General features: G+C 63.4%; 20 protein-coding genes. 13 read left to right on the top strand and 7 right to left on the bottom strand.

Annotated elements, in window-relative coordinates:
• Positions 1-55 precede the first annotated feature (55 nt).
• Both TMS3_RS15180 and TMS3_RS15175 read right to left on the bottom strand, forming a co-directional pair.
• Entirely contained in the window at positions 56-1,171 is a 1,116-nt protein-coding gene (locus TMS3_RS15180) for a CapA family protein (protein ID WP_025166135.1), read from the bottom strand.
• Positions 1,172-1,216: 45 nt separating this feature from the next.
• Positions 1,217-2,194, bottom strand: coding sequence for a ribose-phosphate diphosphokinase (locus TMS3_RS15175; protein ID WP_025166134.1), 978 nt, complete (start codon positions 2,192-2,194; stop codon positions 1,217-1,219).
• 451 nt (positions 2,195-2,645) lie between these two features.
• On the opposite strand from TMS3_RS15175, the gene TMS3_RS15170 reads away from it, so the two are divergent.
• Positions 2,646-4,733 (top strand): putative bifunctional diguanylate cyclase/phosphodiesterase, encoded by a 2,088-nt coding sequence (locus TMS3_RS15170; protein ID WP_025166133.1) that lies wholly within the window; start codon positions 2,646-2,648, stop codon positions 4,731-4,733.
• A gap of 146 nt (positions 4,734-4,879) precedes the next feature.
• On the opposite strand, the gene TMS3_RS15165 is transcribed toward TMS3_RS15170, so the two are convergent.
• The 5 genes from TMS3_RS15165 to TMS3_RS15145 all read right to left on the bottom strand — a co-directional run bounded on the left by TMS3_RS15165 (position 4,880) and on the right by TMS3_RS15145 (position 13,247).
• Positions 4,880-6,169 carry a glycosyltransferase gene (locus tag TMS3_RS15165; protein WP_025166132.1) on the bottom strand — a complete coding sequence of 430 codons (1,290 nt, stop codon included), beginning with the start codon at positions 6,167-6,169 and terminating at the stop codon, positions 4,880-4,882.
• 180 nt (positions 6,170-6,349) lie between these two features.
• Entirely contained in the window at positions 6,350-7,765 is a 1,416-nt protein-coding gene (locus TMS3_RS15160; protein ID WP_025166131.1) for an efflux transporter outer membrane subunit, read from the bottom strand.
• Positions 7,762-10,935, bottom strand: a complete 3,174-nt coding sequence (locus TMS3_RS15155) for an efflux RND transporter permease subunit (protein WP_025166130.1) — start codon at positions 10,933-10,935, stop codon at positions 7,762-7,764. The genes TMS3_RS15160 and TMS3_RS15155 overlap by 4 nt, the downstream gene beginning before the upstream one ends.
• Positions 10,936-10,947: 12 nt before the next feature.
• Positions 10,948-12,189: a multidrug efflux RND transporter periplasmic adaptor subunit MexE gene (gene mexE, locus TMS3_RS15150; protein ID WP_025166129.1), complete on the bottom strand. Its 1,242-nt coding sequence runs from the start codon at positions 12,187-12,189 to the stop codon at positions 10,948-10,950.
• A 140-nt stretch (positions 12,190-12,329) separates the two neighbouring features.
• The gene (locus TMS3_RS15145; RefSeq protein ID WP_025166128.1) at positions 12,330-13,247 is read right to left on the bottom strand and encodes a LysR family transcriptional regulator; all 918 of its coding nucleotides are present in this window, start codon (positions 13,245-13,247) and stop codon (positions 12,330-12,332) included.
• 211 nt (positions 13,248-13,458) lie between these two features.
• Here TMS3_RS15145 and TMS3_RS15140 point away from each other — a divergent pair, with 211 nt between their 5' ends.
• The 12 genes from TMS3_RS15140 to TMS3_RS15085 all read left to right on the top strand — a co-directional run bounded on the left by TMS3_RS15140 (position 13,459) and on the right by TMS3_RS15085 (position 26,431).
• Positions 13,459-14,472 carry a zinc-dependent alcohol dehydrogenase family protein gene (locus tag TMS3_RS15140; RefSeq protein ID WP_025166127.1) on the top strand — a complete coding sequence of 338 codons (1,014 nt, stop codon included), beginning with the start codon at positions 13,459-13,461 and terminating at the stop codon, positions 14,470-14,472.
• A gap of 448 nt (positions 14,473-14,920) precedes the next feature.
• Complete coding sequence (locus tag TMS3_RS15135) at positions 14,921-15,766, top strand: IclR family transcriptional regulator (RefSeq protein WP_025166126.1); 846 nt, start codon at positions 14,921-14,923, stop codon at positions 15,764-15,766.
• A 218-nt stretch (positions 15,767-15,984) separates the two neighbouring features.
• Complete coding sequence (locus TMS3_RS15130; protein WP_025166125.1) at positions 15,985-16,935, top strand: AraC family transcriptional regulator; 951 nt, start codon at positions 15,985-15,987, stop codon at positions 16,933-16,935.
• A gap of 229 nt (positions 16,936-17,164) precedes the next feature.
• Positions 17,165-18,523: a benzoate 1,2-dioxygenase large subunit gene (benA, locus tag TMS3_RS15125; protein ID WP_025166124.1), complete on the top strand. Its 1,359-nt coding sequence runs from the start codon at positions 17,165-17,167 to the stop codon at positions 18,521-18,523.
• Positions 18,523-19,011 carry a benzoate 1,2-dioxygenase small subunit gene (gene benB, locus TMS3_RS15120; protein WP_025166123.1) on the top strand — a complete coding sequence of 163 codons (489 nt, stop codon included), beginning with the start codon at positions 18,523-18,525 and terminating at the stop codon, positions 19,009-19,011. The genes benA and benB overlap by 1 nt, the downstream gene beginning before the upstream one ends.
• Positions 19,012-19,136: 125 nt before the next feature.
• A complete protein-coding gene (gene benC, locus TMS3_RS15115; protein WP_025166122.1) occupies positions 19,137-20,147 on the top strand; it encodes a benzoate 1,2-dioxygenase electron transfer component BenC in 1,011 nt (336 codons plus the stop codon).
• Positions 20,148-20,323: 176 nt separating this feature from the next.
• Positions 20,324-21,100: a 1,6-dihydroxycyclohexa-2,4-diene-1-carboxylate dehydrogenase gene (locus tag TMS3_RS15110; protein WP_025166121.1), complete on the top strand. Its 777-nt coding sequence runs from the start codon at positions 20,324-20,326 to the stop codon at positions 21,098-21,100.
• Between the two features lie 122 nt (positions 21,101-21,222).
• Positions 21,223-22,563 carry an aromatic acid/H+ symport family MFS transporter gene (locus tag TMS3_RS15105; RefSeq protein WP_025166120.1) on the top strand — a complete coding sequence of 447 codons (1,341 nt, stop codon included), beginning with the start codon at positions 21,223-21,225 and terminating at the stop codon, positions 22,561-22,563.
• Between the two features lie 32 nt (positions 22,564-22,595).
• Positions 22,596-23,732: a muconate cycloisomerase family protein gene (locus tag TMS3_RS15100; protein WP_025166119.1), complete on the top strand. Its 1,137-nt coding sequence runs from the start codon at positions 22,596-22,598 to the stop codon at positions 23,730-23,732.
• Positions 23,733-23,771: 39 nt separating this feature from the next.
• Positions 23,772-24,062, top strand: coding sequence for a muconolactone Delta-isomerase (gene catC / locus TMS3_RS15095; RefSeq protein ID WP_025166118.1), 291 nt, complete (start codon positions 23,772-23,774; stop codon positions 24,060-24,062).
• Between the two features lie 50 nt (positions 24,063-24,112).
• On the top strand, positions 24,113-25,051 hold the full coding sequence (catA, locus tag TMS3_RS15090; protein WP_025166117.1) for a catechol 1,2-dioxygenase: 939 nt from the start codon (positions 24,113-24,115) through the stop codon (positions 25,049-25,051).
• A 165-nt stretch (positions 25,052-25,216) separates the two neighbouring features.
• A complete protein-coding gene (locus TMS3_RS15085) occupies positions 25,217-26,431 on the top strand; it encodes a benzoate/H(+) symporter BenE family transporter (RefSeq protein ID WP_025166116.1) in 1,215 nt (404 codons plus the stop codon).
• The last annotated feature ends 5 nt before the right edge of the window (positions 26,432-26,436 follow it).

Genomic DNA, 26,436 nt, shown 5'->3' with positions numbered 1-26,436 from the left:
AGAACAGGCTACGGCGCGGCCGCGAATGAAACGGCAACAGACCCTAGGTGGCGTTCTATTCACTCGGCCAAACCAGGCTGAAGCCCTGACCGCTACCAGGCCGCACGCTGCAACCAAAGCCAGCGCACTCGCGTAGCAGGCTGTCGAGCAGCCACTGGCGGTCTACGCCTTCGGCATGCTGAATGCTCAACCGCTGCTGCCGAGTGGGCAGCAATTCCAGGGCCAGCAGGCGGCCATCGGCGGCCAGCTCGGCGAAAAACAAAAGCCCCAGATCCGCGCGGTAGCCTGCGTGGCTTTCGATGCCTTCGTAGTCGTCGAGCAGATCGCCGCAGCCGTAGAGAATCAGGCGTTGGCGGTACACCTCGAGCGCCTTGATGTGGTGCGAGGAGTGGCCGTAGAGCACATCCACCCCTGCCTGATCGATCAAGCCGTGGGCGAAGCGCACCTGTTCCGGCGCAATGACGAAGCCCCAGTTGCCACCCCAGTGCAGTGAAACGACGATCACATCGCCCGGGCGTTTCGTCGCAGCGATGCAGGCTGATACCCGCTGCAGGCTGTGCGCCGAGAGGTCGTCCAGGCGCGCGACGCCCGGCTGGTGCGCGCCGGCCGCCCAGTCTGGCGGCACCCCGCAGTCCGGGGTGGCCCAGGCGAACAGCAGCAGTCGTCGGTGATCGGACAGGGCGAGAGTCGCCGGGGTTTCGGCAGCAGCCAGGTGTAACCCGGCGCCGGCATGTTGCAGGCCATGGCTGTCCAGGCTGTGCAGGGTATCGATCAGGCCCTGTTCGCCCCAGTCCAGCACATGATTGTTGGCCAGCACGCAGCAATCGATGCTGGCTGCTTCGAGCAGGGGCAGGTTGGCCGGGTTCATCCGGTAGTTGATGCCCTTCGCCTGCGGTTGGCCGCGGCGGGCCACGGCGGTCTCCAGATTGACCAGGCGCAGCGCTACGTGGCGGCGCTGCAGTGCCGGTAGTGCCACGCCCCAGCTATAGGCGAAATCCACCGGCCGCGCGATCGGCCCGTTGCGTTGTTCAGCCAGCCGCACATAGTCGCCGGCATCCTTGACCCAGGCTTCATAGAGGCGCGGGTCGCCCGGAAACGGCAGGATCTGATCGACGCCGCGGGCCGTCATCAGGTCGCCGCCGAGAAACACTGTGTAGCTATCGCTATGCATGCTGGCCTCGCGCTCGCACCGGCCGCTACTCGAGCCGGGCGCTGGTCATGGCTGCGGCTCGATGCGCGGCAAGCCATACTCCTCGGCGAGCAGCGTCGCCACCAGGGCGGTGGTATCGAGTATGTGCAGGCGTTGCGCCGCCAGTGCGGGATCGAGACGAAACGGCGGCACGCTGTCGCAGATCGCCAGGCGCTCGAACAGCGGGCTGTCGAGCAGTTCGCTGCCAGCGGTGAACAACCCATGCGCCGCTGCGGCGAACAGGCGCGTGGCACCGGCGGCCTGGCAGGCGTGACCGGCACGCAGCAGCGTGGCGCCGGTGCTGATCAGGTCATCGAAGAGGATCGCGGTCTTCCCCTGCACCTCGCCGCTCAGCCGCGTGCCGCTGAGCGCCTCATTATTGCGGTACTTCTCCATGATGGCGCCGCTCACGGGCCGCTCCAGGCGTCGTTCCAGGGCCTGGCGAAACTGCTCGGCGCGCTTGGCCCCGCCCGTGTCGGGAGAGACTGCCACCACCTCGTCGGTGCCGATCAAGCTGGCGAAATGCTCGGCGAACAACTCGGCGCTATTCAGGTGCTGGGTGGGAATACGGAAGGCATTGTCGAAGGCGGCCAGGTTATGTACCTCCAGGGTCAGCAACCGATCGACGCCACTGGCTTCGAGCAGGGTGGCGACGTAGCGACTGATGACCGGGTCCTGGGGCTCGGTGCGGCGTTCCTTGCGCGCATAGCACAGGTAGGGCGCGATCACCTGCACACGGCGGGCTCCGGCGTCCTTCAGTGCGGCGCAGAAAAACATCAGGCGACAGAGCTTGTCGTGGACGCTGTACTCGGCATCGCCATAAAGCCCAAGGAAGACAACCGCCTGGCGGCCGTTGAGCGGGTCCAGCGCGCGGCACTTGTGCTCGCCATCCTCGAACAAGCGTTCTTCATGTGCGGCCAGACGACAGCCCAGTCGCTGCGCCACGCGGGCGCCGTAGTCCTGATTGCCGCGTAAGGCAAACAGCAGGGGATGCTCTTGGGTCATGGCAGGACTCCTTCGAGGTCGTACTCGGCAGGCCGTCCTACCTGCGGAAAGCTGCACGCTCGGCCTGGGTTTCAATCAGGCGAGAGGCAACGCTGTCGGGCCATCAGGGCTGGTGGCCATAAGCGCAAAAGAAATGCGCCGACCCGAGTGACCACGCAGTTCAACAGGGGGTCATATTCAGCTTAGCCCACGCCATTGATCAGCTGCAGGGCAGCCCCTAGTGACAAGACCTAACGCGAAGCGTCATGGCTCAGCGCAGAGGAGGGGGCATTCGCATGGACGGTGGCTCAGCGAACCTCAATGCCGGTAGCGAGTGATGCAATGACCGCGCGTAGCACAAAGCGTGGCGGGCCAGCGCTGCGGCGTGGCGATGGCGGTGACTAGCCGCTAGAATGCTGGGCTGCCTGTAAAGGGCGTTCATCAGCTCATCAGAGCACTTTAGAGACTTGCAATGCTGACCGGTAGCTACGACCTCGTCCTGGTACTGATTTCCCTGGCTGTGGCTATTCTGGCCTCCTATACGGCGCTTGACCTGGCGGGGCGCGTCACCACCGCCAAAGGCTCGGCGGTGCCACTGTGGATCTGCGGTGGCGCCGTGTCGATGGGCATCGGTATCTGGTCGATGCACTTTATCGGCATGCTGGCGTTCAGCCTGCCCATTCCCTTGGGCTATGACCTGAGCATTACCCTGCTGTCCCTGGCGATTGCCATACTCGCCTCGGGTTTTGCCCTCTGGCTGGTCAGCCAGGCGCAGATGCCGCAGTGGCACTGGCTGCTCGGTGCGCTGGCCATGGGCGCAGGCATCAGTTCGATGCATTACCTCGGCATGCACGCTTTGCTGCTACAGCCAGGTATCGAGTACGACCCGCTACTGTTTGGCCTGTCGTTGTTGATCGCCGTGGCCGCTTCGGCGGCGGCCCTGTGGATCGCCTTCCGCCTGCGCCAGCACTCGCCCTATGTCCGCGTTCTACGGGCAGGCGCGGCCGTGATCATGGGCCTGGCCATTGTCGGCATGCACTACACCGGCATGGCGGCGGCAAACTTCCCCCTCGACAGTTTTTGTGGTGCTGCCAATAGCGGTCTGGACAACACCTGGCTGGCCAGTTTGATCATTATCGTGTCCTTGGCCGTACTGACGATTGCCTTGCTGACCTCGGTGCTGGACGCTCGGCTGGAGACGCGTATGGCCGTACTGAACAGCACACTGGCCGAGGTCAACCTGGAGCTGACCGAGCTGGCGTTGCATGACAACCTGACCAAACTGCCTAATCGCCTGTTGCTGGAAGATCGGATCCAGCAAAGCATTCATAAAGTGTCACGCAATGGTGGCCATTTTGCGTTGATGTTCATGGATCTGGATGGCTTCAAGCCGGTTAATGATGCCTATGGTCACCACGTCGGTGATTTGCTGCTGCATGAAGTCGGACTGCGCCTGCGTGAGCGCCTGCGCGCCCAGGACACCCTGGCACGGGTTGGCGGTGATGAGTTCGTGCTGCTCGCCGAATTGCGTGAGCCAAGCGATGCGGTGAATGTCGCCGAACAGATCGTCAGCCTGGTCAGCCAGTCGTTTCAGGTTGGCGAACATGAGCTGCGCGTGTCGACCAGCGTGGGTATTGCGTTGTACCCAGGCGATGGGGCGAATCAGCAGGAACTGCTGATGAATGCCGATGCTGCGATGTACCACGCCAAAGGCGCTGGCAAAAACGGTTACAGCTTCTTCGAAGCGTCGATGAATACCAATGCGCGCAATCAATTGCAGTTACTCAACGACCTGCGCTCGGGCCTGGAGCGCGAAGAGTTCTGCCTGCATTACCAACCCAAGTTCGACGCGGTTAACGGTCGCCCGGTCGGCGCCGAAGCTCTGCTGCGCTGGCAACACCCAGAGCGCGGACTCGTGCCGCCGAGCGAGTTTATCGGTTTGGCCGAGAAGACCGGACTGATCATTCCTATCGGCGACTGGGTCCTGCAACAAGCCTGCCGGCAGATGCGCCAGTGGTATGAACAGGGGCATCACGACTGGCGGGTGGCGGTCAACCTCTCGGCCTTGCAGTTCTGTCATGCAGGATTGGTCGATAGCGTCGCCCACGCTTTAGCGAAGTATGAGTTACCGGCCAACTGCCTGACCCTGGAAATAACCGAAACCACGGCGATGAGCGACGCCGACGCCAGCCTGCAGGTGCTTAAACAATTGGCGGAGATGGGCGTCGACTTGTCCATCGACGACTTCGGCACCGGCTATTCGAGTCTGCTCTATCTCAAGCGCTTACCAGCCAATGAGTTGAAAATAGACCGTGGTTTCGTACGCGACCTGGTCCACGATGGCGATGACGCCGCGATCGTCTCCGCGATCGTGGCCCTGGGTCAGGCGTTGAACCTGCGCATCGTCGCCGAGGGCGTGGAAACCCGTCAGCAACAGGACTTCCTGACTAAGCTGGGCTGCAACTCATTGCAGGGTTTCCTGCTGGGTCATCCGCTACCGGCAGATCAATTCATGCAGGCCATCATTAGCGCCGCATCGACAGACGTCGTTGTGGGGTGAAATAGCATACCGCCGCGAGGACTGTGCAGTACCCCAGGCGCTAAAACTGATGTCAGCGTAGGCTGGCGTAGAGCGCAGCGAAACCCAGCACGACAGATCAGCAGGCAGCCACGAGAACTTCTTCGAGCCAATACTGCCCTGCACCACTAAGACCGGGTAGCCCGGTTCTTCGCCGCGATCCACTGCGACATGTACTGCGTGCTCTTGTGCTGATGGTGACGCAGCATGGCCCCGACGAAATTCTGCTGGCGATGCACCTCGCGCTCGGCATCGAGCTGCTGCAAACGGGCGATCAGGGCCTCGCCCAGTGCGCCGCGCTGGAAACGTCGCGCCAATATCGCCGAGCCGCGTTGCTGCGCTAGTAGCCAGCGTTCGCGGTCCTGATACAGCCGTACCGACGCGTCGGCAAAAGTCTGCGGGTCTTCGACTACCGCGCCGCCCCAGGGCAGCTCGCCACACATGCCCTCGCTGCCGATCGCCGTCGTCACGCTCGGGGTGCCGCAGGCCATGGCATCGGCCAGCTTGCCTTTGATCCCTGCGCCAAAGCGCAGCGGCGCCAGGCACACCCGCGCCTGACTCATCACCCGATGGGCATCGTCGACCCAGCCGAGCACATGAAAGCCCTGCCTGGTGTTGTGCAGCGCAGTGGCCTTGGGCGGCGGGTAGGCGCCGTAGACATGCAGCTGGGCCTGCGGCAGGCGCTGGCGAATCAGCGGCCATAGCGCATGTTTCAACCACAGCACCGCATCCCAGTTAGGCGCGTGGCGGAAGTTGCCGATGCTGATGAAGTGCGCGCGCTGCTCGAACTCCAGGCACGCCGTGGCCGGTGGAATCAGCATCAGGGCGCAGTGGTGCAACAGCGCGGCGGGTACGCCGAATTGTCCCTGTAACAGCTGCATCTCGAACTCGGAAATCATCAGCGTCAGGTCGCTGCGGTAGATCGCGGCGATCTCGCGCTGGGCGCTGTCGCTGGTCGCCATGGCCGCGAACAGCTGCTCTGGACTGGCTTGCACCGCGGTTAACTGGTGTTTTTCTGCTTCGCTGGCGCACGCCTGCTGCGCGCTCTTCAATAACTGCTGGCGGGCCTCGCGAAGGCTGTGCTGGTCGCTGGTGTCGAGTACGCGCAGCGCCGTCGGGCAGGCGCGCTCGACCCGCCAGGCGAATTGCTCCTCGGTGAAGAAGCGGTCGAACAGCACCAGATCCGGCTGCAGCTCGGCGACGTAGGCATCGAAGCTGTCGCAGTTCAGTGCAATGGATACTTCCGGCACGCCCAACTCGCGCAGGTCGGCACGGTGCTCCGACAGCGCCGCGGCGCAGGCGAAGCTGACCTGCCAGCCCTGGGCGCAGAACAGCTCGAGTAGTTCGATCATGCGGCTGCCGGCAGCCGAAGAGCGGGGCTCGGGCCAGACGTAACCAATAACCAATACTTTCTGCATGGAGGTGTGGGATCGCGGAAGAGGGCGGCGCGCGAGTATAACGCCCTGCGTTCGAATCGGCAGGCTGAGCGCTCAAACACATAGGCGATTGAGCAATCCTGTGCGCAAAAAAGCCCCACGCTCAGGAGCACAGAGCGTGGGGCACAAAGAGGTCGGCAGCGCCGACCCAGGAGCTCGGTATCAGGCGCGCGGCTGCCAACCGCCGCCCAGCGCCTTGTAGATGGCGACTATGCCGCGGTACAGCGCAACTTCGGCCAGGGCCTGGGCATCTTCGGCAGCCAGCCGCTCGCGTTCGGCATCCAGCAGCACCAGAAAGTCCACCGTGCCTTCGCGATAACGCACACCGGCCTGTTGTGCGGCGGCGCGGCTGGCTTCCGATTGACGGACCAGGGCGAGCAGGCGCTGTTGGTATTGGGCGTAGTCGCTGAAAGCGTTTGCCGATTCCTCCAGCGCCAGTAGCACCTGCTGCTCGTAGTTAGCCAGGGCACCCTCGGATTCGGCTTCGGCGCCACGCAGGCGAGCCCGCACGCTGCCCAGATCGAAGGCGGCCCAACTGATGGTCGGCGCTACCGCCCAGGCACGCGCGGCCGAAGAACCCAGCTGCGAGCCGCGCCCGGCGGTAAAACCGAGAAAACCACTGAGGCTGACCCGCGGGAACAGGTCGGCGGTGGCGACCCCGACATTGGCGGTGGCCGCCGCCAGTTGACGCTCGGCGGCGAGGATGTCCGGGCGGCGGCGCAACAGTTCGGCGGGCTCGCCGATAGGCAGGCGTTTGCCGATCACCGGCAGCGGGCGGGCGGATAGATCCACGCTCAGCTGTTCGGGACGCTGGCCGAGGAGGGTGGCGATACGGTGACGCGCCCGCGCTTCTTCGGCCTGCAGTTGCGGCAGGCTGGCTTCGGTGGCCGCCAGGCGTGCGTCGGCGCGCAACACGTCCAGTTCGCTGCCGACCCCGGCCTCGCGCAGCCGCTCGGTGAGATCGCGCGAGGCGTGCTGGTTCTTCAGGTTGTCGCGGGCGATACCCTCGCGCAGCTGAGCGCCACGCAGGCTACCGTAGGCATCGACCAACTCGGCAATCAGGCTGACCTGCAACTGGTACAGCTCGGCTTCGGCCACTTGCGCCTCGGCATCGCTGGCTTCCAGCTGGCGCTGAATACGGCCGAACAGATCCAGTTCCCAGGCCATGTCCAGACCCAGGTCATAGCGCTCGGCATTCACCCGCTGTTCAGTCACCCCAGGCTGCTGGGCCTTGCCGATTTCACTGCTGGCGCGGCTGGTGATGGTCGGCAGGCGATCATTGGCCGCGTCGTCGCGGATGGCGCGAGCCGCACGCAGGCGGGCAAAGGCCACCCGCAGTTCGCGGTTATCGGTAAGAGACTGCTGCACCAGTTGGTCCAGGGTCGGGTCGTCGAACTGCTGCCACCAGACCGACTCGAAACGTGAACGGTCGTAGTCGCCGCTTGTAGCGCTGGCCAGCACGGCAGGTTCAGTCAGCGGTACTCGATAGTCCGGGCCGACGGTGCAGGCCGCCAGGGTGAATGAAGCGGCCAGGCCGAGCAGGCTGGTTCTCAGGGGATTGGTTGCGAAGCTGCTCATGCCTGCACCTCCTGCAGCCGCATGGCTTTTTTCGCTTCACGCCGCTCGACGAAACCGCGGATCAGCACATAGAACAGCGGGGTCAACAGCAGGCCGAAGAAGGTCACCCCAAGCATCCCGCTGAACACCGCGACGCCCATGGCGTGGCGCATTTCGGCACCGGCACCGGAGGAAATCACCAGCGGCACCACACCCATGATGAAGGCGAAGCTGGTCATCAGGATCGGCCGCAGGCGCAGGCGGCAGGCTTGCAGCACCGCGCTGACGCGATCCAGGCCTTCATCCTGTTTCTCTTTGGCAAACTCGACGATCAGGATGGCGTTCTTACAGGCCAAACCGACCAATACGATCAAACCGATCTGGGTGAAGATGTTGTTGTCACCCCCGGTCAGGATCACCCCGGTAATGGCTGACAACAGGGTCATCGGCACGATCAGGATCACCGCCAGCGGCAGGCTCCAGCTTTCGTACTGGGCGGCCAGCACCAGGAAGGCCAGCAGCACGCACAGCGGGAAGACGAAGATCGCGCTGTTGCCGGCGAGGATCTGCTGAAAGGTCAGTTCGGTCCACTCGAAACTCATGCCGTTGGGCAGCTCTGCCTTGAGCAGGCGTTCCATGGCAGCCTCGGCCTGACCGGAACTGTAGCCGGGCGCAGCCGCACCATTGATCTCGGCGGTGAGGAAGCCGTTGTAGTGCATTACTCGGTCGGGGCCGGCACTGTCACTGACCTTGACGAAAGTCGACAGCGGCACCATCTCGCCACGGTTGTTACGCACCTTGAGTTGGCCGATCTGCTCGGGGGCCAGACGGAACTGTTGCTCGGCCTGGACGTTGACCTGGTAGGTTCGGCCGAAGCGGTTGAAGTCGTTGGCATACAATGAACCGAGATAGACCTGCATGGTGTCGAAGATGTCGCTGATCGCCACGCCGTGGGTCTTGGCCTTCTCGCGGTCGATATCGGCATCGACCTGCGGCACGTTGACCTGATAGCTGCTGAACAGGCCAGCCAGCTCCGGTACGTTCTGGCTTTTGGCGATGATGTTCTGCGTCTGCTTGTACAGTTCGTCGTAGCCCAGATTGCCGCGGTCCTGCAGCTGTACGCGGAAGCCGCCAATGGTGCCGAGCCCTTGCACCGGTGGTGGCGGGAAGATGGCGATGTAGGCGTCCTGAATGGCACCGAACTGCTGATTCAGCTCGGCGGCAATGGCGCCGGCGCTCAGCGACGGATCTGTACGCTGATCGAAGGGCTTCAGCGGGGTGAAGACGATGCCGCTGTTCGGGCTGTTGGTGAAGCCGTTGATCGACAGACCAGGGAAGGCCACGGTGTTCTCCACGCCCGGGTGCTGCGCGGCGATCGCCGACATGCGTTTGATCACCTCCTCGGTGCGGTCCAGGGAGGCAGCATCCGGCAGTTGGGCGAAGGCCACCAGGTACTGTTTGTCCTGCGGCGGTACGAACCCGGTCGGCGTGCTGGCAAAACCCAGGTAGGTCAGCCCCATCAGTCCCGCATAAACCACCAGGGCGATACCGCTGCCACGCAGCACCCGCTTGACGGTGCCGACATAGCCATGACTGGCGCGGTCGAACAGGCGGTTGAAGGGTTTGAACAGCCAACCAGCGAACAACTTGTCGAGCCCCTTGGAGAAGCGGTCCTTGGGCGCATCATGGCTGCGCAGCAGCACGGCGGCCAAGGCCGGCGACAGGGTCAGCGAGTTGAACGCGGAGATCACCGTGGAAATCGCGATGGTCAGGGCAAACTGCTGATAAAACTGTCCGGTAAGGCCGGAGATAAAGGCGGTCGGCACGAATACCGCACAGAGCACCAGGGCGGTGGCGACAATCGGCCCGGTGACTTCCTTCATCGCCTGCTTGGTGGCTTCGACCGGAGTTTTGCCCAGGCCGATATTGCGTTCGACGTTCTCCACCACCACGATGGCATCGTCCACCACGATGCCGATGGCCAGTACCAGGCCGAACAAGGACAGTGCGTTGAGCGAGAAGCCGAACATGTGCATCACGGCGAAGGTGCCGATCAGGGACACCGGTACGGCGGCCAGCGGAATGATCGAGGCGCGCCAGGTCTGCAGGAACAGGATCACCACCAGCACCACCAGCACGATGGCTTCGAGCAGGGTGTGCACCACCGCTTCGATGGAGCCGCGAACGAAGATGGTCGGGTCATAGACGATTTCGTAGTCCACACCCTGGGGGAAGCTCTGCTTCAGTTCGGCCATGCGCCCGCGCACCGCGTCGGAAATCTCGATGGCGTTGGAGCCCGGACGCTGGAACACCGGGATGGCCACCGCCGGCTTGTTGTTCAGCAACGAACGCAGGGCGTACTGGCTGGAGCCCAGCTCGATCCGGGCGATATCTTTCAGGCGGGTGATCTCGCCGTCTTCACCGGCCCGCACGATGATGTTCTCGAACTCTTCCTCGTTGACCAGGCGGCCCTGGGTGTTGATCGACAGCTGGAAGCTGTTGTCGCTCGCCGCAGGCGGCGCGCCGAGGGAACCGGCAGCAACCTGACGGTTCTGCTCGCGGATGGCATTGACCACGTCGGTGGCGGTGAGGTTACGCGAGGCCACCTTGTGCGGGTCCAGCCAGACGCGCAGGGAATAGTTACCCAGGCCGAACAGCTGCACATCGCCGACACCATCCAGGCGCGCCAGCTCGTCCTTGACGTTGAGCGCCGCGTAGTTGGACAGATAGAGCATGTCGTAGCGGTCGTCAGGCGAAGTCAGATGCACCACCATGGTCAGGTCGGGCGAGGCCTTGTCGACGGTGACGCCGAGCCGCTGCACTTCGGTGGGCAGGGTCGGCATGGTGCGGGTCACGCGGTTCTGCACCTGTACCTGGGCGGTATCCAGATCGGTGCCCAGGGCGAAGGTGATGGTCAGGGTCAACTTGCCGTCGGCGGTGCCCTGGGACGACATATAAAGCATGCCCTCGACCCCGGTGATCGCCTGTTCCAGCGGCGATGCCACGGTTTCGCCAATCACCTTGGGGTTGGCGCCGGGAAAGCTGGCACGCACCACCACGGTCGGTGGCACCACTTCCGGGTATTCACTGATCGGCAACTGGAACAGCGAGATAGCCCCGCCGATCAGGATCAACAGTGACAACACGGCGGCGAAAATCGGCCGCTGAATGAAAAATTGCGAGAAGTTCATGGTTATCTACCTTTAGCCGCGCGGCGTGCTGATCGGCTTGCGGTTCTGCTCGGCGACGCGTGGTGCGTCGCTGGCGTCCACGGCCCGGCGCTCACGCGCCAGGGCCGCGAGGGTTTCGGCATCGGCCATGGGCACGCTTTGCGGATCGACAGTCGAGCCGGGCAGGGCGCGTTGCAGGCCATTGACCACGATCTGCTCGCCCTTGGCCAAGCCGCTGCGAACGACGCGCAAGCCTTGCAATTTGGGCCCCAGCTCGATGGCCCGGTAGCCCACGCTGTTGCCGTCGCCGAGCACCAGCACGTACTTCTTGCCCAAGTCGGTGCCGACGGCCTCGTCCTTGATCAGGGTGGCGTCGTAGGTGCTGCTGCCGACCAGTTTGAGGCGTGCATAGAGTCCGGGGGTGAACTGGCCGTCGCGGTTGTCGAATACCGCACGACCACGAATCGTCCCGGTCTTCGGGTTGGCCTGGTTATCGAGAAAATCCAGTTGGCCCAGATGGGGATATCCGTCCTCGTTGGACAGGCCTAGATAGACCGGGCTGGCGTCACGGGCATCACCACCGTCCTGGCGCGCAAGCTCGATGTACTTGAGAAACACCCGCTCATCGGCGTCGAAGTAGGCATATACCTTGTCGGTGCTGACTACCGTAGTGAGCAGGCTCTGCCCGGCACCCACCAGGTTACCGGCGGTGACTTCTGCACGACTGATACGACCGTCGATGGGTGCAGTCACTCGGGTGAAACTGAGGTTGAGGCGTGCATTGTCCAGCTCGGCCTGAATACCGCTCACCGCTGCCTTGGCCTCTTGAGCCGCACTGGCGCGGGCATCGGCCAGTTCTGCGGAGATCGCATTGCTCTGGCGCAGGCGTTCGCCACGGCGGGCCTCGCTGATGGCTCGGGTCTGGCCGGCGCGGGCTTGCTGCAACTGGGCTTCGAGGCGCTTGACCTCGGCCTGGAACGGCCGCGGATCGATCTGGAACAGCAGACCACCTTTGCTCACCAGACTGCCTTCGGCGAACGCGACAGCGTCGATAAAGCCCGATACGCGTGGGCGGATTTCCACCGACTCCGGTGCTTCAAGGCGACCGCTGAGCTCATCCCATTCATTGATTGGTTGCTGAATGACTTCCGCGACGCTGACCAGGGCGACCGGGGGTTGCTGGCTGGTTTCTGCTGCCTTGCCGCAAGCGCTCAACACCAGTACTGCCGCTAGGGCCAGTGAAAAACGCCAGGAGAAATGTGTGAACCGTTCCATGTGTGACTCCGCCAGTCGAATATGTGGACGGGCGGAGTTTGGGTCGCAGGCAGCAAGTGCACGAATCGAACGCTACGAAGGTTAATATCAGCCGGAATGATGATAACGCCGCTTCAATCGATCATGACCAATAATGCGGCTTAATCCAGGCTGTCCGGGTCGCCGCAGAACATCTGGATCCGCGAACGCAGCCAGCGCTCGGCCGGGTCGTTGTCCTGCGCGCCGCGCCAGGTCATGTGCAGCTCGAAAGTCTGGGTTTCCAGCGGCAGCTCTTCGGCCCGCAGACCACCGGCTGCGGTCAGCGCTGCAGCAGTGTAGTCGGGCACGGTGGCGAGAATATCGGTACCGCTGAGCAGGGTGCCGAGGCCACTGAACTGTGGCACGGCCAACACCACGCGGCGCTTACGGCCAATTTTTTCCAATGCGGCATCGATGAAGCCACTGAGGTCGCCGGCAAACGACACCAGCGCATGGGGACGGGAACAATAGTCATCCAGGCTCAGCGCGCCTAGAGCGCTATCGGCGCGTAGCAGCTTGGCCCTACTGCGGCGCAGTACCTTGCGCTTGGCATTCGCCGGCAATTCCTCGGTGTAACTCACCCCGACGGAAATTTCGCCCGAGGCCAACAGGCCTGGCATTAACAGGTAGTTGGTTCGCCTGATGACCAACACCACACCCGGTGCCTCGGCACGCAAACGTTTGATCAGCGGTGGCAATAGACCGAACTCGACGTCATCGGACAAGCCAATGCGAAACACCGCATTGCTGGTCGCCGGATTGAAGTCGGCGGCCCGGCTGACGGCCGTGGAGATAGAGTCCAGCGCCGGCGTGAGCAGGGCGAAGATTTCCTGAGCCCTGGCCGTAGGCTCCATGCTGCGGCCAGTGCGTACAAACAGCGGGTCGTCGAACAGACTGCGTAAGCGGGAGAGGGCAGCACTGATGGCTGGTTGGCCAAGAAACAACTTTTCCGCCGCGCGCGTCACACTGCGCTCATGCATCAGCGTTTCAAAAACGATCAATAGGTTGAGATCGACTCTGCGGAGATCGTTGCGGTTCATCCGGTGTCCATTCTGGGTGTGGGGCGCAGGATTCTGCTGGTCTCAGGCTAATGCGGATCACCGCGGATAGGCAATACACAAGTCGAGGTGAGTGATATTTAGCGGCTGTATCATCAGCGACAGACATGGTGATTATCAGTTTCGGCAGGTGGTATTGCTGGTAAAGCCCAGATAAAGTCCACGGCATTGGGGTTAACCGGCGAGGTTTGCAATGTCCCGCATCATTCGTTTCCATCAGTTTGGCGAAGCCGACGTTCTCAAGATTGAAGAGCGTCAAACTCCGAAGCCAGGCGCAGGCGAGGTTCTGTTGCGCGTTGGCGCCATTGGCGTCAGTTGGTATGACGTGCTCTGGCGGCAGAACCTGGCAACCACACCGGCCCATCTGCCGGCAGGACTCGGCCATGAAATGGCCGGTGAAGTACTGGCCGTGGGCGAGGGTATCGATGACCTTGCGGTCGGCGACACAGTCGCCAGTTTCCCCGGTCATAGCATCAACCGTTACCCCAGCTATGCCGAAGAAGTGGTGCTGCCGCGCAGTTCCCTGACCCGTTACCCGGATGGGCTGACCCCGCAGCAAGCCAGCGTGCACTATCTGCCATCGCTAGTCGGCTGGTTCGGCTTCACCGAACTGGCTCGATTGCAGGCGAACGAAACCGTACTGGTTACCCAAGCCAGCCGCTGCTGGGGGCCTTATATCGTACAAATGGCCAAGGCCCTGGGTGCGCGCGTCATCGCTGCCAGCGAAGCGCCTGAAGACAGCGAGTTTCTGCGTGAACTGGGAGCCGATCATGTGATCCTCACCGAGGAGCAGGATCTGGTTAGCCGAGTGAATAAGCTCACCGATGGCCGTGGTGTCGATGTGGTGATGGATGCCCTCGGCGGCCCGCAGATGTGCCTGCTCGGTGACGCCCTGGCGCCACGCGGACGCTTGATACTCTATGGCCTGCAGGGCGGTAACGAGACGCCGTTCCCAGCTTGCGCCGCCTTTCAGAAGAATATTCAGTTCTTCGTCCACTGCATCGGTAACTTCATCGGCAAGGAAGAACTGGACATCCCGCAGGACAAGGACGCCGTGGCCAAGGCGCTCAAAGGCATCAATCAACTCACCGCCGACGGTTTGCTGCGACCACTGATTGACTCGGTGTTCGACTTTGACAAGGTCGTCGAAGCGCATCGCCATATGGAAACCTGCCCAAGCCGGGGCCGAGTGGTGCTGCAGGTTTAAACCAAATCGCTACTACGAGTAGCCACAAAGCACGTGTTCGAGCCTGAAAGACTCGAACACGTGCTGAAATCTAAATGCTCGGCCCTATGTTGTACGTGGCCTCAGGACAATCCAAGTGCACCTGACGCCGCGTAGCATAGGCGTGGCTTTGCGTAACTCCCTAGATGCGCCTTCTTGCCCCGATCGAAATGAATCATGGCTTGAGCCGTCGCTTTGCGTCGCCAGACCGCCAGCAGTCATGTGTGGTTGACTAAGTCTTGATCGACTACTTGGGCTGAGAAACGCTCGAACACAACGGCCAGGTAAGGCCCATCCTCGTACCAGCCCTTGAAGCCGCAAGACTGGAAGATGACCAGGTCATCCGTTGAAAGACGCGGACCAATTGCGATTATCGACCTTGCGTTCGATAATCGCTCGAAAGTCCACCCAACTCTTCATCGGAGGCTGTATGAGCGAAACGCGACCGCCCCTTTCTTCCTTGGCGCCACCGCCCTATGTGTCGCCGGCCAAGCGCATCGCCGAATTCGGCGGCGATGCGAACTTCATGAGTTCCCTGGCGCGCGGCCTGGCGGTTATCAATGCCTTTCAGGAGCGCAAGCGCCACCTGACCATCGCCCAGATCAGCCACCGTACCGAGATCCCTCGCGCTGCGGTACGTCGTTGCCTGTATACCCTGATGCAATTGGGCTACGCGACCACTGACGGGCGTACCTATTCGTTGCTGCCCAAGGTGCTGACCCTCGGCCATGCCTATCTGTCGTCCACTCCCTTGGCGGTGTCGGCGCAGCCTTACCTGGACCGGATCAGTGAGCAGCTGCACGAGGCCTGCAACCTGGCCACCCTGGAGGGCGAGCAGGTGCTCTACATCGCCCGCTCGGCGATTCCCCAGCGGCTGATCTCGGTAGATTTGAGTGTCGGCAGCCGCCTGCCGGCCTATTGCACCTCCATGGGCCGCATCCTGCTGGCCGCGCTGGACGACGACAGCCTGCACGACTATCTGAATAACGCCGAGTTGCAGGCCAAGACCAGCCGTACCCTGTGCACGCCGCAAGCCTTGTGGGAGTGCCTGCAGCAGGTGCGCCAGCAGGGCTGGTGCGTGGTCGATCAGGAGCTGGAGCAGGGCCTGCGCTCGCTGGCGGTGCCGGTGTACGACTCGGCCGGGCATGTACTGGCGGCGATGAATGTCAGTACCCACGCCGGCCGTGTGCCGGCCAGCGAACTGCAGAAGCGCTTCCTGCCGATCATGCTCAACGCCAGTCGGGAGCTGAGTAGCCAGCTGTTTGCACCTCTGTAAGAGCAGGGCGCGCGAGCGATAATCGAACGCTTTTGGCGGCTAGCAATTGACGGGGTTCAAGGCTGTTTCCTATGGTGGAGGTCTGCCAATAATTCGACGAGGCCGCTCGTCCGTTTGCTCAGACGTTTCCCTGCTGTTGGGTAGACTCAGAGAGACACTAGCCGGTGCAACGCACGCAATAGCGGGCGTCAATATAAAAATAAATGGGTACTTCGCGGATGCTGTTACTGAGTGACAAGAGCATGGTGTTCGACCATGCCGACCCCTATGCCGTGTCGGGTTATGTCGACCAGCACGTAGGGCATCATTGCATCCAGTTGCCGAGCAAGGGCAGCGTCTCGGCCAGCCTCAGTCACCGCAAGTTTGCCAGTATGGACCTGTGCCGAATCAGCTATGGCGGCAGTGCACGGGTTACCTCGGAGGCGCTGGAAACCATCTACCACCTGCAGATCCTGCTCAAGGGCCACTGCCTGTGGCGCAGCCGCCACAACGAGCATTACCTGGCTCCCGGCGAACTGCTGCTGATCAACCCGGACGACCCGGTCGACCTGACCTATTCCGAGGACTGCGAGAAGTTCATCCTCAAGCTGCCGGTCAGCCTGTTGCAGGCCACCTGCGACGAGCAGCGCTGGAAAGTGCCGGATAAGGGCATCCACTTCACCCGTAACCTGTATGCCTTGCCGGAGCTGGAGAGCCTGACCCGTCTGCTCGGTCTGGTATGCCTGGAGGCCGAGGCCGACGACAACGCCCTGCAGACCCAGGAACACTACAGCCGCATCGTCGCCAGCAAGCTGTTGACCCAACTCGGCAGCAATGTCTGTCGCGAGCAGCCACTGCCCCAGGCTGCACCCTTCGAGCACCTGATCGAGTACATCGAGGCCAACCTCAAGCAGGACATCAGCGCCGAGCACCTGGCCGCCTGTGCGCAGATCAGTCTGCGTTCTCTCTACGCCCTGTTCGAGCGCCACTCCGGCAGCACCCCCAAGCAGTATGTCCGTGAGCGCAAATTGGCGCGCATCCACAGTTGCCTGAGCGACCCGAACTGCCATGTGCGCAGCGTCACCGAGATCGCTCTGGACTATGGCTTCCTGCACCTCGGGCGCTTCTCCGAGAGCTACAAGAACAGCTTCGGCGAGTTGCCGTCCGATACCCTGCGTCGGCGCGGCTGATTCCTCCTGCGCATGGCGCGCCCGCGACCTGACTGCGCAACCCCACAGTAGCCCTTGGCGGCCCGCGCAAGCGCGGTCGGCGAGGGCGTGCGTCCGCGCGCCGGCGCCGTTATCCGTTTTCTGTCCCTGTGCAGAAAACGGATAACGGTCATGCACAAAGCGGATATTGTCCGACAAGTTTGCCCCGTAGCCTTAATACCGTTGAAACAATAACAACGGAGCCATGGCCATGACCCTGGGACTCGAATACCTCAATAGCCTGCTTGAAGAAGACAAGGACAAGGGCATCTACCGCTGCAAGCGCGAGATGTTCACCGATCCTCGGTTGTTCGACCTGGAGATGAAGCACATCTTCGAGGGCAACTGGTTGTACCTGGCCCACGAGAACCAGCTTCCCGAGATCAACGACTACCTCACCACCACCATGGGCCGCCAGTCGATCTTCATCGCGCGCAACAAGGACGGTGAGCTCAACGCCTTTCTCAACGCCTGCAGCCACCGTGGCGCCATGCTCTGTCGGCACAAGACCGGCAACAAGAGCTCCTATACCTGCCCGTTTCATGGCTGGACCTTCAACAACTCCGGCAAGCTGCTCAAGGTCAAGGATCCCAAGGAGGCCGGCTATCCGTCGAGTTTCAACTGCGATGGCTCCCACGACCTGACCAAGGTCGCGCGCTTCGAGTCCTATCGTGGCTTCCTGTTTGGCAGCCTCAATCCCGACGTGCCGCCGCTGGTCGAGCACCTCGGCGAGTCGGCGAAGATCATCGACATGATCGTCGACCAGTCGGCCGATGGCCTGGAAGTGCTGCGCGGTTCGAGCAGCTATATCTATGAAGGCAACTGGAAGCTGACCGCCGAGAACGGCGCCGACGGTTACCACGTCAGCGCGGTGCACTGGAACTACGCCGCCACCCAGCAGCAGCGCAAGCAGCGCGAGGCCGGCGAAGAGATCAAGACCATGAGCGCCGGCAGCTGGGCCAAGAACGGCGGCGGTTTCTACTCCTTCGACAAAGGCCACCTGCTGCTCTGGACCCGCTGGGCCAATCCCGAGGATCGCCCGCTGTACGAGCGCCGCGACGAGCTGGCCAGCGATTTCGGCCAGGCCCGCGCCGACTGGATGATCGAGAACTCGCGCAACCTGTGCCTGTACCCGAACGTCTATCTGATGGACCAGTTCAGCTCGCAGATCCGCATCGCCCGACCGATCTCCGTGGACAAGACCGAGATCACCATCTACTGCATCGCGCCCAAGGGCGAGAGCGCCGAGGCCCGCACCCGGCGCATCCGCCAATACGAAGACTTCTTCAACGTCAGCGGCATGGCCACCCCGGACGATCTGGAGGAATTCCGTTCCTGCCAGCTCGGCTATCAGGGCAGCCGTGGCTGGAACGACATGTCGCGCGGCGCCGAGCACTGGATCGAGGGCGCCGACCAGGCCGCCGAGGAAATCCAGTTGAAACCGCTGCTCTCCGGCGTGCGCACCGAAGATGAAGGCCTGTTCGTGCTGCAACACCAGTACTGGCAGAAGACCATGATCGAGGCGTTGCACAAGGAACAGGCGCAACTGATTCCCGTGGAGGGCCTGTGATGAGCATTTCCTATGACGCCGTGCGCGACTTCCTCTACCGCGAAGCGCGCTACCTGGACGACAAGGACTGGGACAGCTGGCTGGAGCTCTACGCCGCCGACGCCAGCTTCTGGATGCCGTCCTGGGATGACAACGACGAGCTGACCGAAGACCCGCAGAGCGAAATTTCGCTGATCTGGTACGGCAATCGGGGTGGCCTGGAAGACCGGGTGTTTCGCATCAAGACCGAGCGTTCCAGCGCGAGCATCCCGGACACCCGGACCTCGCACAACATCAGCAACATCGAGATCCTCGAGCAGGCGGACGGGCTGTGCAAGGTGCGCTTCAACTGGCACACCCTGAGCTTCCGCTACAAGACCGTGGACAGTTATTTCGGCAGCAGCTTCTACACCCTCGATGTGCGCGGCGACAGCCCGCTGATCAAGGCCAAGAAGGTGGTGCTGAAGAACGATTACGTGCGTCAGGTCATCGACGTCTACCACATCTAATTACCCGTTCGGAGCCGGCGCAGGCTCGTACTCAAGGCTGGGAGGCCTGCTGGCCTCCCGTCGGGGGCGAGCTCGCGCCAAAAACGCCCGAAACCGTGTGTAACCACTGCCAAGCGAGGTGTGCCATGAGCCATAAAATCGCCCTGAATTTCGAAGACGGGGTCACCCGCTTCATCGATGCCGACGCCAGCGAAACCGTGGCCGATGCCTCCTATCGCCAAGGCATCAATATTCCCCTGGACTGCCGCGACGGCGCCTGCGGCACCTGCAAATGCTTTGCCGAAGCCGGCAGCTACGACCTGGGCGACGAGTACGTTGATGACGCCTTGGGTGCGGAAGAAGCCGAACAGGGCTATGTGCTCACCTGCCAGATGCGCGCACAGAGTGACTGCGTTATCCGCGTACCCGCGTCGTCAGAACTGTGCAAGACCCAGCAGGCCAGCTTCGAGGCGGCGATCAGTGCCGTGCGTCAGCTCTCCGACAGCACCATCGCGCTGTCGATCAAGGGTGAAGCGCTGAGCAAGCTGGCGTTCCTGCCGGGCCAGTACGTCAACCTGCAGGTGCCGGGCAGCGAGCAGACCCGCGCCTACTCCTTCAGCACCCTGCAAAAGGACGGCGAGGTCAGCTTCCTGATCCGCAACGTGCCGGGCGGGCTGATGAGCAGCTTCCTCACTGGCCTGGCCAAGGCCGGCGACAGCATGACCCTGGCCGGCCCCCTGGGCAGCTTCTACCTGCGCGAGATCAAGCGCCCGCTGCTGTTGCTGGCCGGCGGCACCGGCCTGGCGCCGTTCACCGCGATGCTGGAGAAGATCGCCGAGCAGGGCAGCGAGCATCCGCTGCACCTGATCTACGGGGTGACCAACGATTTCGACCTGGTCGAGATGGACAAGCTCGAGGCCCTGGCCGCGCGCATCCCCAACTTCAGCTTCAGCGCCTGCGTGGCCAATCCGGACAGCAGCCACCCGCTCAAGGGTTACGTGACCCAGCACATCGAGCCCAAGCACCTCAACGACGGCGAGGTCGACGTGTACCTGTGCGGCCCGCCGCCGATGGTCGAGGCGGTCAGCCATTACATCCGAGAGCAGGGCATCGCGCCGGCGAACTTCTACTACGAGAAGTTCGCTGCCAGCGCCTAAGAGCTCCTTTGGTTCGCTTACCCGGTAAGCGGGCCTGTTTTATTCGGCTAGGCAGTAGCCCGGAGGTACTCCGGGGAATCCGCTAGAGCAATCCCGGATTACATCCGGGCTACGGGACTTGAAGCATAGCGGGCCAGCCCGCTGCCACAGCTGCTTCGTTGATTGAGGTCGGGACTATGAACAAGCGTTTTCAAGACAAGGTCGCAGTGATCACCGGCGCCGCCCAGGGCATCGGCCGGCGCGTGGCCGAGCGCATGGCCGAGGAGGGCGCGCGCCTGGTGCTGGTCGACCGCTCCGAGCTGGTGCATGAACTGGCCCATGAGCTGGTAGACGTCAGCCCGGTGCTGACTCTGACCGCCGACCTCGAGCAGTTCGCCGATTGCCAGCGGGTGATGAAGGCGGCGGTCGAGCATTTCGGTCGCCTGGACATCCTGGTCAACAACGTCGGCGGCACCATCTGGGCCAAGCCGTTCGAGCACTACCAGGCCGAGGAGATCGAGGCCGAAGTGCGCCGCTCGCTGTTCCCCACCCTGTGGTGCTGCCATGCCGCACTGCCGCAGATGCTCGAGCAGGGCAGTGGCGCCATCGTCAACCTGTCCTCCGTCGCCACCCGCGGGGTCAATCGGGTGCCCTACGGCGCGGCGAAGGGCGGGGTCAACGCACTGACCGCCTGCCTGGCGTTCGAGACCGCCGAGCGCGGTATTCGCGTCAATGCCACCGCACCCGGTGGCACCGAGGCACCGCCGCGGCGCATTCCGCGTAACGCCGCCGAGCAGAGCGAGCAGGACAAGCGCTGGTACCAGCAGATCGTCGACCAGACCGTCAGCAGCAGCCTGATGAAACGCTACGGCAGCATCGACGAGCAGGCCGGGGCGATCCTCTTCCTGGCCTCGGACGATGCCGCCTACATCACCGGCGTGACCCTGCCGGTGGGCGGCGGTGATTTGGGCTAGCGGCACCTGTAGGAGCGAGCTTGCTCGCGATCAGCCCAAGCATCGCCAGCAAGCTGGCTCCTACAAGACGCATCCACGAACGATTCAACAGCGCTTCCACAACAACAAAAGAGTCCCATGCCATGCGCAAGATCGACGTCCACGACATCATCGACAACGCACGCTTCAACGGCTTCCACTGGATGGTGCTGTTCTGGTGTGCCCTGATCATCATCTTCGACGGTTACGACCTGGTCATCTACGGCGTGGTGCTGCCGTTGTTAATGAAGGAATGGGGCCTGAGTCCCCTGGAAGCCGGTGCCCTGGGCAGCTATGCGCTGTTCGGCATGATGTTCGGCGCGCTGTTCTTCGGCCCGCTGGCCGACCGTATCGGGCGCAAGAAGGCCATCACCATTTGCGTCGTGTTGTTCAGCGGTTTCACCGTACTCAACGGCTTCGCGCGCAACCCCATGGAATTCGGCGCCTGCCGCTTCATTGCCGGCCTCGGCATTGGCGGGGTGATGCCCAACGTGGTGGCGCTGATGAACGAATACGCGCCGAAGAAGATCCGCAGCACCCTGGTGGCCATCATGTTCAGCGGCTACTCGGTGGGCGGCATGCTCTCGGCCGGTCTGGGCATGTGGCTGATCCCGCAGTTCGGCTGGCAGGTGATGTTCTTGATTGCCGGTATCCCGCTGTTGCTGCTGCCGCTGGTGGTCTACCTGCTGCCCGAGTCGGTCGGTTTCATGCTGCGCACCGGGCGCCAGGATGAGGCGCGCCAGGTGCTCAAGCGGGTCGATCCGCAGTATCCACTGAGCGCTGGCGACGAGCTGTTGATGGCCGCGCCCAAGAGTGCCGGCACGCCGGTGCTGCAGTTGTTCAGTGAGGGCCGTGCGCTGCGCACCCTGATGCTCTGGCTGGCGTTTTTCTGCTGCCTGCTGATGGTTTACGCGCTGAGTTCCTGGCTGCCCAAGTTGATGGCCAATGCCGGTTACAGCCTGGGTTCGAGCCTGTCCTTCCTGCTGGTGTTGAATGTCGGCGCGATCTTCGGCGCCATTGGTGGTGGGGTGCTGGGCGACCGCCTCAATCTGCCGCGAGTGCTGGCGGTGTTCTTCGTCATCGCCGCGGTGTCGATCAGCCTGCTCGGTTTCAACAGCCCAACCCCGGTGCTCTACGGCCTGATCGCCATCGCCGGCGCCACCACCATCGGTTCGCAGATCCTGCTGTACGCCTGCGCCGCGCAGTTCTACTCGATGAACATCCGCTCCACCGGCCTCGGCTGGGCCTCGGGCATCGGCCGCAATGGCGCCATAGTCGGCCCGCTGCTCGGTGGTGCGCTGCTCGGCATCAACCTGCCGCTGCAACTCAACTTCATGGCCTTCGCCCTGCCGGGCGCGGTGGCTGCCATTGCCATGATCCTGTTCGCCCTCAGCAGCCAGCGCCGCAGCCGTGCCGCGCAGGGCGCTGCGCTGGCGGCTTCCTGATGACAACCCTGCGGAACCTACCGGAACCTGAAATGAGCCCTGTCCTGAATGAAAGCATCCTGATCGAAAGCATCGAGGCGATCATCGTCGATCTGCCGACCATCCGCCCGCACAAGCTGGCGATGCACACCATGCAAAAGCAGACCCTGGTGGTGATCCGCCTGCGCTGCTCGGACGGCATCGAAGGCCTGGGCGAGTCGACCACCATCGGTGGCCTGGCCTACGGCAACGAGAGCCCGGAGAGCATCAAGCAGAACATCGACAGCCACCTGGCCCCGCTGCTGGTCGGCCAGGACGCGGGCAACATCAACGCCGCCATGCAGCGTCTGGACAAGGCGGCCAAGGGCAACACCTTCGCCAAGTCCGGTCTGGAAAGCGCGCTGCTCGATGCCCAGGGCAAGCGCCTCGGTCTGCCGGTCAGCGAACTGCTCGGCGGCCGCGTACGCGACAGCCTGGAAGTGGCCTGGACCCTGGCCTCGGGCGACACCGTCAAGGACATCGCCGAGGCCGAACAGATGCTTGAGGCGCGGCGCCACCGCATCTTCAAGCTGAAGATCGGTGCCAACGAAGTCAGCCACGACCTCAAGCACGTGATTGCCATCAAGCGGGCGCTGGGTGACTCCGCCAGCGTACGGGTCGACGTCAACCAGGCCTGGGACGAGTCGGTGGCCCTGCGTGCCTGCCGCATTCTCGGCGACAACGGTATCGACCTGATCGAGCAGCCCATTTCGCGGATCAATCGCGGCGGGCAGATCCGCCTGAACCAGCGCAGCCCGGCGCCGATCATGGCCGATGAGTCGATCGAGAGCGTCGAGGACGCCTTCAGCCTGGCGGCCGACGGTGCGGCGAGCATCTTCGCCCTGAAGATCGCCAAGAACGGCGGCCCGCGCGCGGTGCTGCGTACCGCACAGATCGCCGAGGCGGCCGGCATCGCCCTGTACGGCGGGACCATGCTCGAAGGCGCGATCGGTACCCTGGCCGCGGCCCATGCCTTCCTCACGCTCAAGCAGCTGACCTGGCACACCGAGCTGTTCGGCCCGCTGCTGCTGACCGAGGAAATCGTCAGCGAAGCGCCGCTGTACCGCGACTTTCACCTGCACGTACCGGCGACTCCCGGCCTCGGCCTGAGCCTGGACGAAGAGCGCCTGGCGTTCTTCCGCCGCCCCTAACGCCCCAACCATTGGCCCACCGGCCGAGGAGAGAAACCCATGCTGTTCCACGTAAAGATGACCGTAAAACTGCCGGTGGATATGGACCCGGCCCGCGCCAGCCAGCTCAAGGCCGACGAGAAGGAGCTGGCCCAGCGCCTGCAGCGCGAGGGCAAGTGGCGCCACCTGTGGCGCATCGCCGGGCACTACGCCAACTACAGCGTGTTCGACCTGGAGAGTGTCGAGGCGCTGCACGACACCCTGATGCAGCTGCCGCTGTTCCCCTACATGGATATCGAGATCGACGGCTTGTGCCGCCATCCCTCGTCGATCCATAGCGACGACCGCTAAGGCGCCAGGCCCTAAGCAGACGCCATAACAACAACGCGAGGTTAACCGTCATGACTGTAAAAATTTCCCAGACTGCCGAGATTCAGAAGTTCTTCGAAGAAGCCGCTGGCTTCGGCAACGACCAGGGCAGCCCGCGGGTCAAGCAGCTGGTGCTGCGCATCGTCCAGGACGCGGCGAAGATCATCGAAGACCTGCAAGTGAGCGACGACGAATTCTGGACCGCCGTGGACTACCTCAACCGCCTGGGCGCGCGCAGCGAGTTCGGCCTGCTGGTACCTGGTCTGGGCCTGGAGCACTTCCTCGACCTGCTGCAGGACGCCAAGGACGCCCAGGCCGGCCTCAGCGGCGGCACGCCGCGGACCATCGAAGGCCCGCTGTACGTAGCCGGCGCGCCGATCAGCGAAGGTCAGGCGCGGATGGACGACGGCAGCGAGCTGACCGAGGCCACCGTGATGTTCCTCGAGGGCGTGGTGCGCGACACCGATGGCCAACCAGTGGCCGGCGCGGTGGTCGACCTGTGGCACGCCAATACCAAGGGCAACTACTCCTTCTTCGACCAGAGCCAGAGCGAATACAACCTGCGTCGGCGCATCGTCACCGACGCCGAGGGCCGCTACCGCGCGCGCAGCATAGTGCCGAGCGGCTACGGCTGCGCCCCGGACGGCCCGACCCAGGAGTGCCTGGACCTGCTCGGCCGCCATGGCCAGCGTCCGGCGCATATCCACTTCTTCGTCGCGGCGCCGGGCCACCGCCATCTGACTACCCAGATCAACCTGGATGGTGACCAGTACCTGTGGGACGACTTCGCATACGCCACCCGCGAAGGCCTGGTCGGTGCGCTGCGCTTCGTCGAGGACGCGGCGGCGGCCGAGGCGCGTGGGGTGCAAGGGCGCTTCGCCGAGCTGGCGTTCGACTTCCAGTTGCAGAAGGCGCCGGCACCGGCCGCCGAGCAGCGCAGCCAACGCCCACGGGCCCTGCAGGACGCCTGACGGCACGGGTGGATGACGCGGCTTTCATCCACCCACACCCTGTGCCAGAGCCCAACGGTGGCTGGATAAAGCGCCAGCCACCCGAGGTCTCCCTGCTGCATCCATAACAACAGCGATCCGGGTTTCTGACCACGGATGGCGAGCTGCGCCTTGCGGCGAGGTCTTATGAAAGCCCTGTTCCACGATTTGTCCCTGTCCGCCCTGGTGGCAGGCTGCATCGCCACGCTGATTTCCTACGCCGGGCCCTTGGTGATCATCTTCCAGGTGGCCGACAGCGCCGGCCTGTCCCATACCGTGTTGTCGTCCTGGGTCTGGGCGATTTCCATCGGCAGCGCCGTGCTCGGCATCGGCCTAAGCCTGCGTTACCGGGTGCCGCTGGTCATCGCCTGGTCGGCGCCGGGCTCGGCGCTGCTGGTTTCGCTGCTGCCGCAGATCAGCCTGAACGAGGCGGTCGGCGCCTACCTGGTGGCCAACCTGATCATCCTGCTGGTCGGCCTGTCCGGCGCCTTCGACCGCATCATCGGTCGCCTGCCGCCGGCGATCTCCGCGGCCATGCTGGCCGGCATCCTGTTCAATTTCGGCACCGGCCTGTTCGTCTCGCTGCAGAGCCAGCCCTTGCTGGTGCTGGCAATGTTCGCCACCTACCTGATTGTCAAACGTCTGTTGCCGCGTTACGCGGTGATGGCGGTGCTGCTGGTCGGCTGCCTGATTGCCCTGGTCAGCGGCGAACTGCACGGCGAGGCGCTGGTGATCGGCCTGGCCATACCGCTGTGGATCACCCCGGAGTTCAGCCTGGCCGCGACTCTGAATATCGCCTTGCCGCTGGTGATGGTCGCGCTGACCGGGCAGTTCGTGCCCGGTATGGCAGTGCTGCGCAACGCCGGCTACCAGACCCCGGCCAGCCCCCTCATCAGTGCCAGTGCCACAGCCAGTCTGCTGCTGGCGCCATTCGGCTGCCACGGCCTCAATCTGGCAGCGATCACCGCGGCCATCTGCACCGGTCGCGAGGCCCATGAGGATCCGCGTAAACGCTATGTGGCCGGCGTCGCCGGCGGCCTCTGCTACCTGTTGCTGGGGCTGTTCGGCGCCACCCTGGTGTCGCTGTTCAGCGCCTTGCCCAAAGAGCTGATCGCGGCACTGGCCGGGCTAGCGTTGTTCGGCGCCATCGGCGGTGCGCTGGCCAGTGCCATGGCGACGCCGGACGACCGCGAGGCGGCGCTGATCACTTTCCTGGTCACGGCCTCGGGCATGTCCTTTCTCGGCCTGTCGGCGGCGTTCTGGGGCCTGATCTTCGGCATCGCCGCCCACCTGCTGCTGAGCGCACGCCGGACTGAGCGCCGCCAGGTCGAGCCACTCGGCGAACGGGAGGTGGCGCGCTAAGCAAC

This window comes from Pseudomonas taeanensis MS-3 (genome assembly GCF_000498575.2).
GTDB classification, from domain to species: Bacteria; Pseudomonadota; Gammaproteobacteria; order Pseudomonadales; family Pseudomonadaceae; genus Aquipseudomonas; species Aquipseudomonas taeanensis.
The sequence above is the reverse complement of the archived record's forward strand: the minus strand, read 5'-3'. Positions and strand labels throughout refer to the sequence as shown.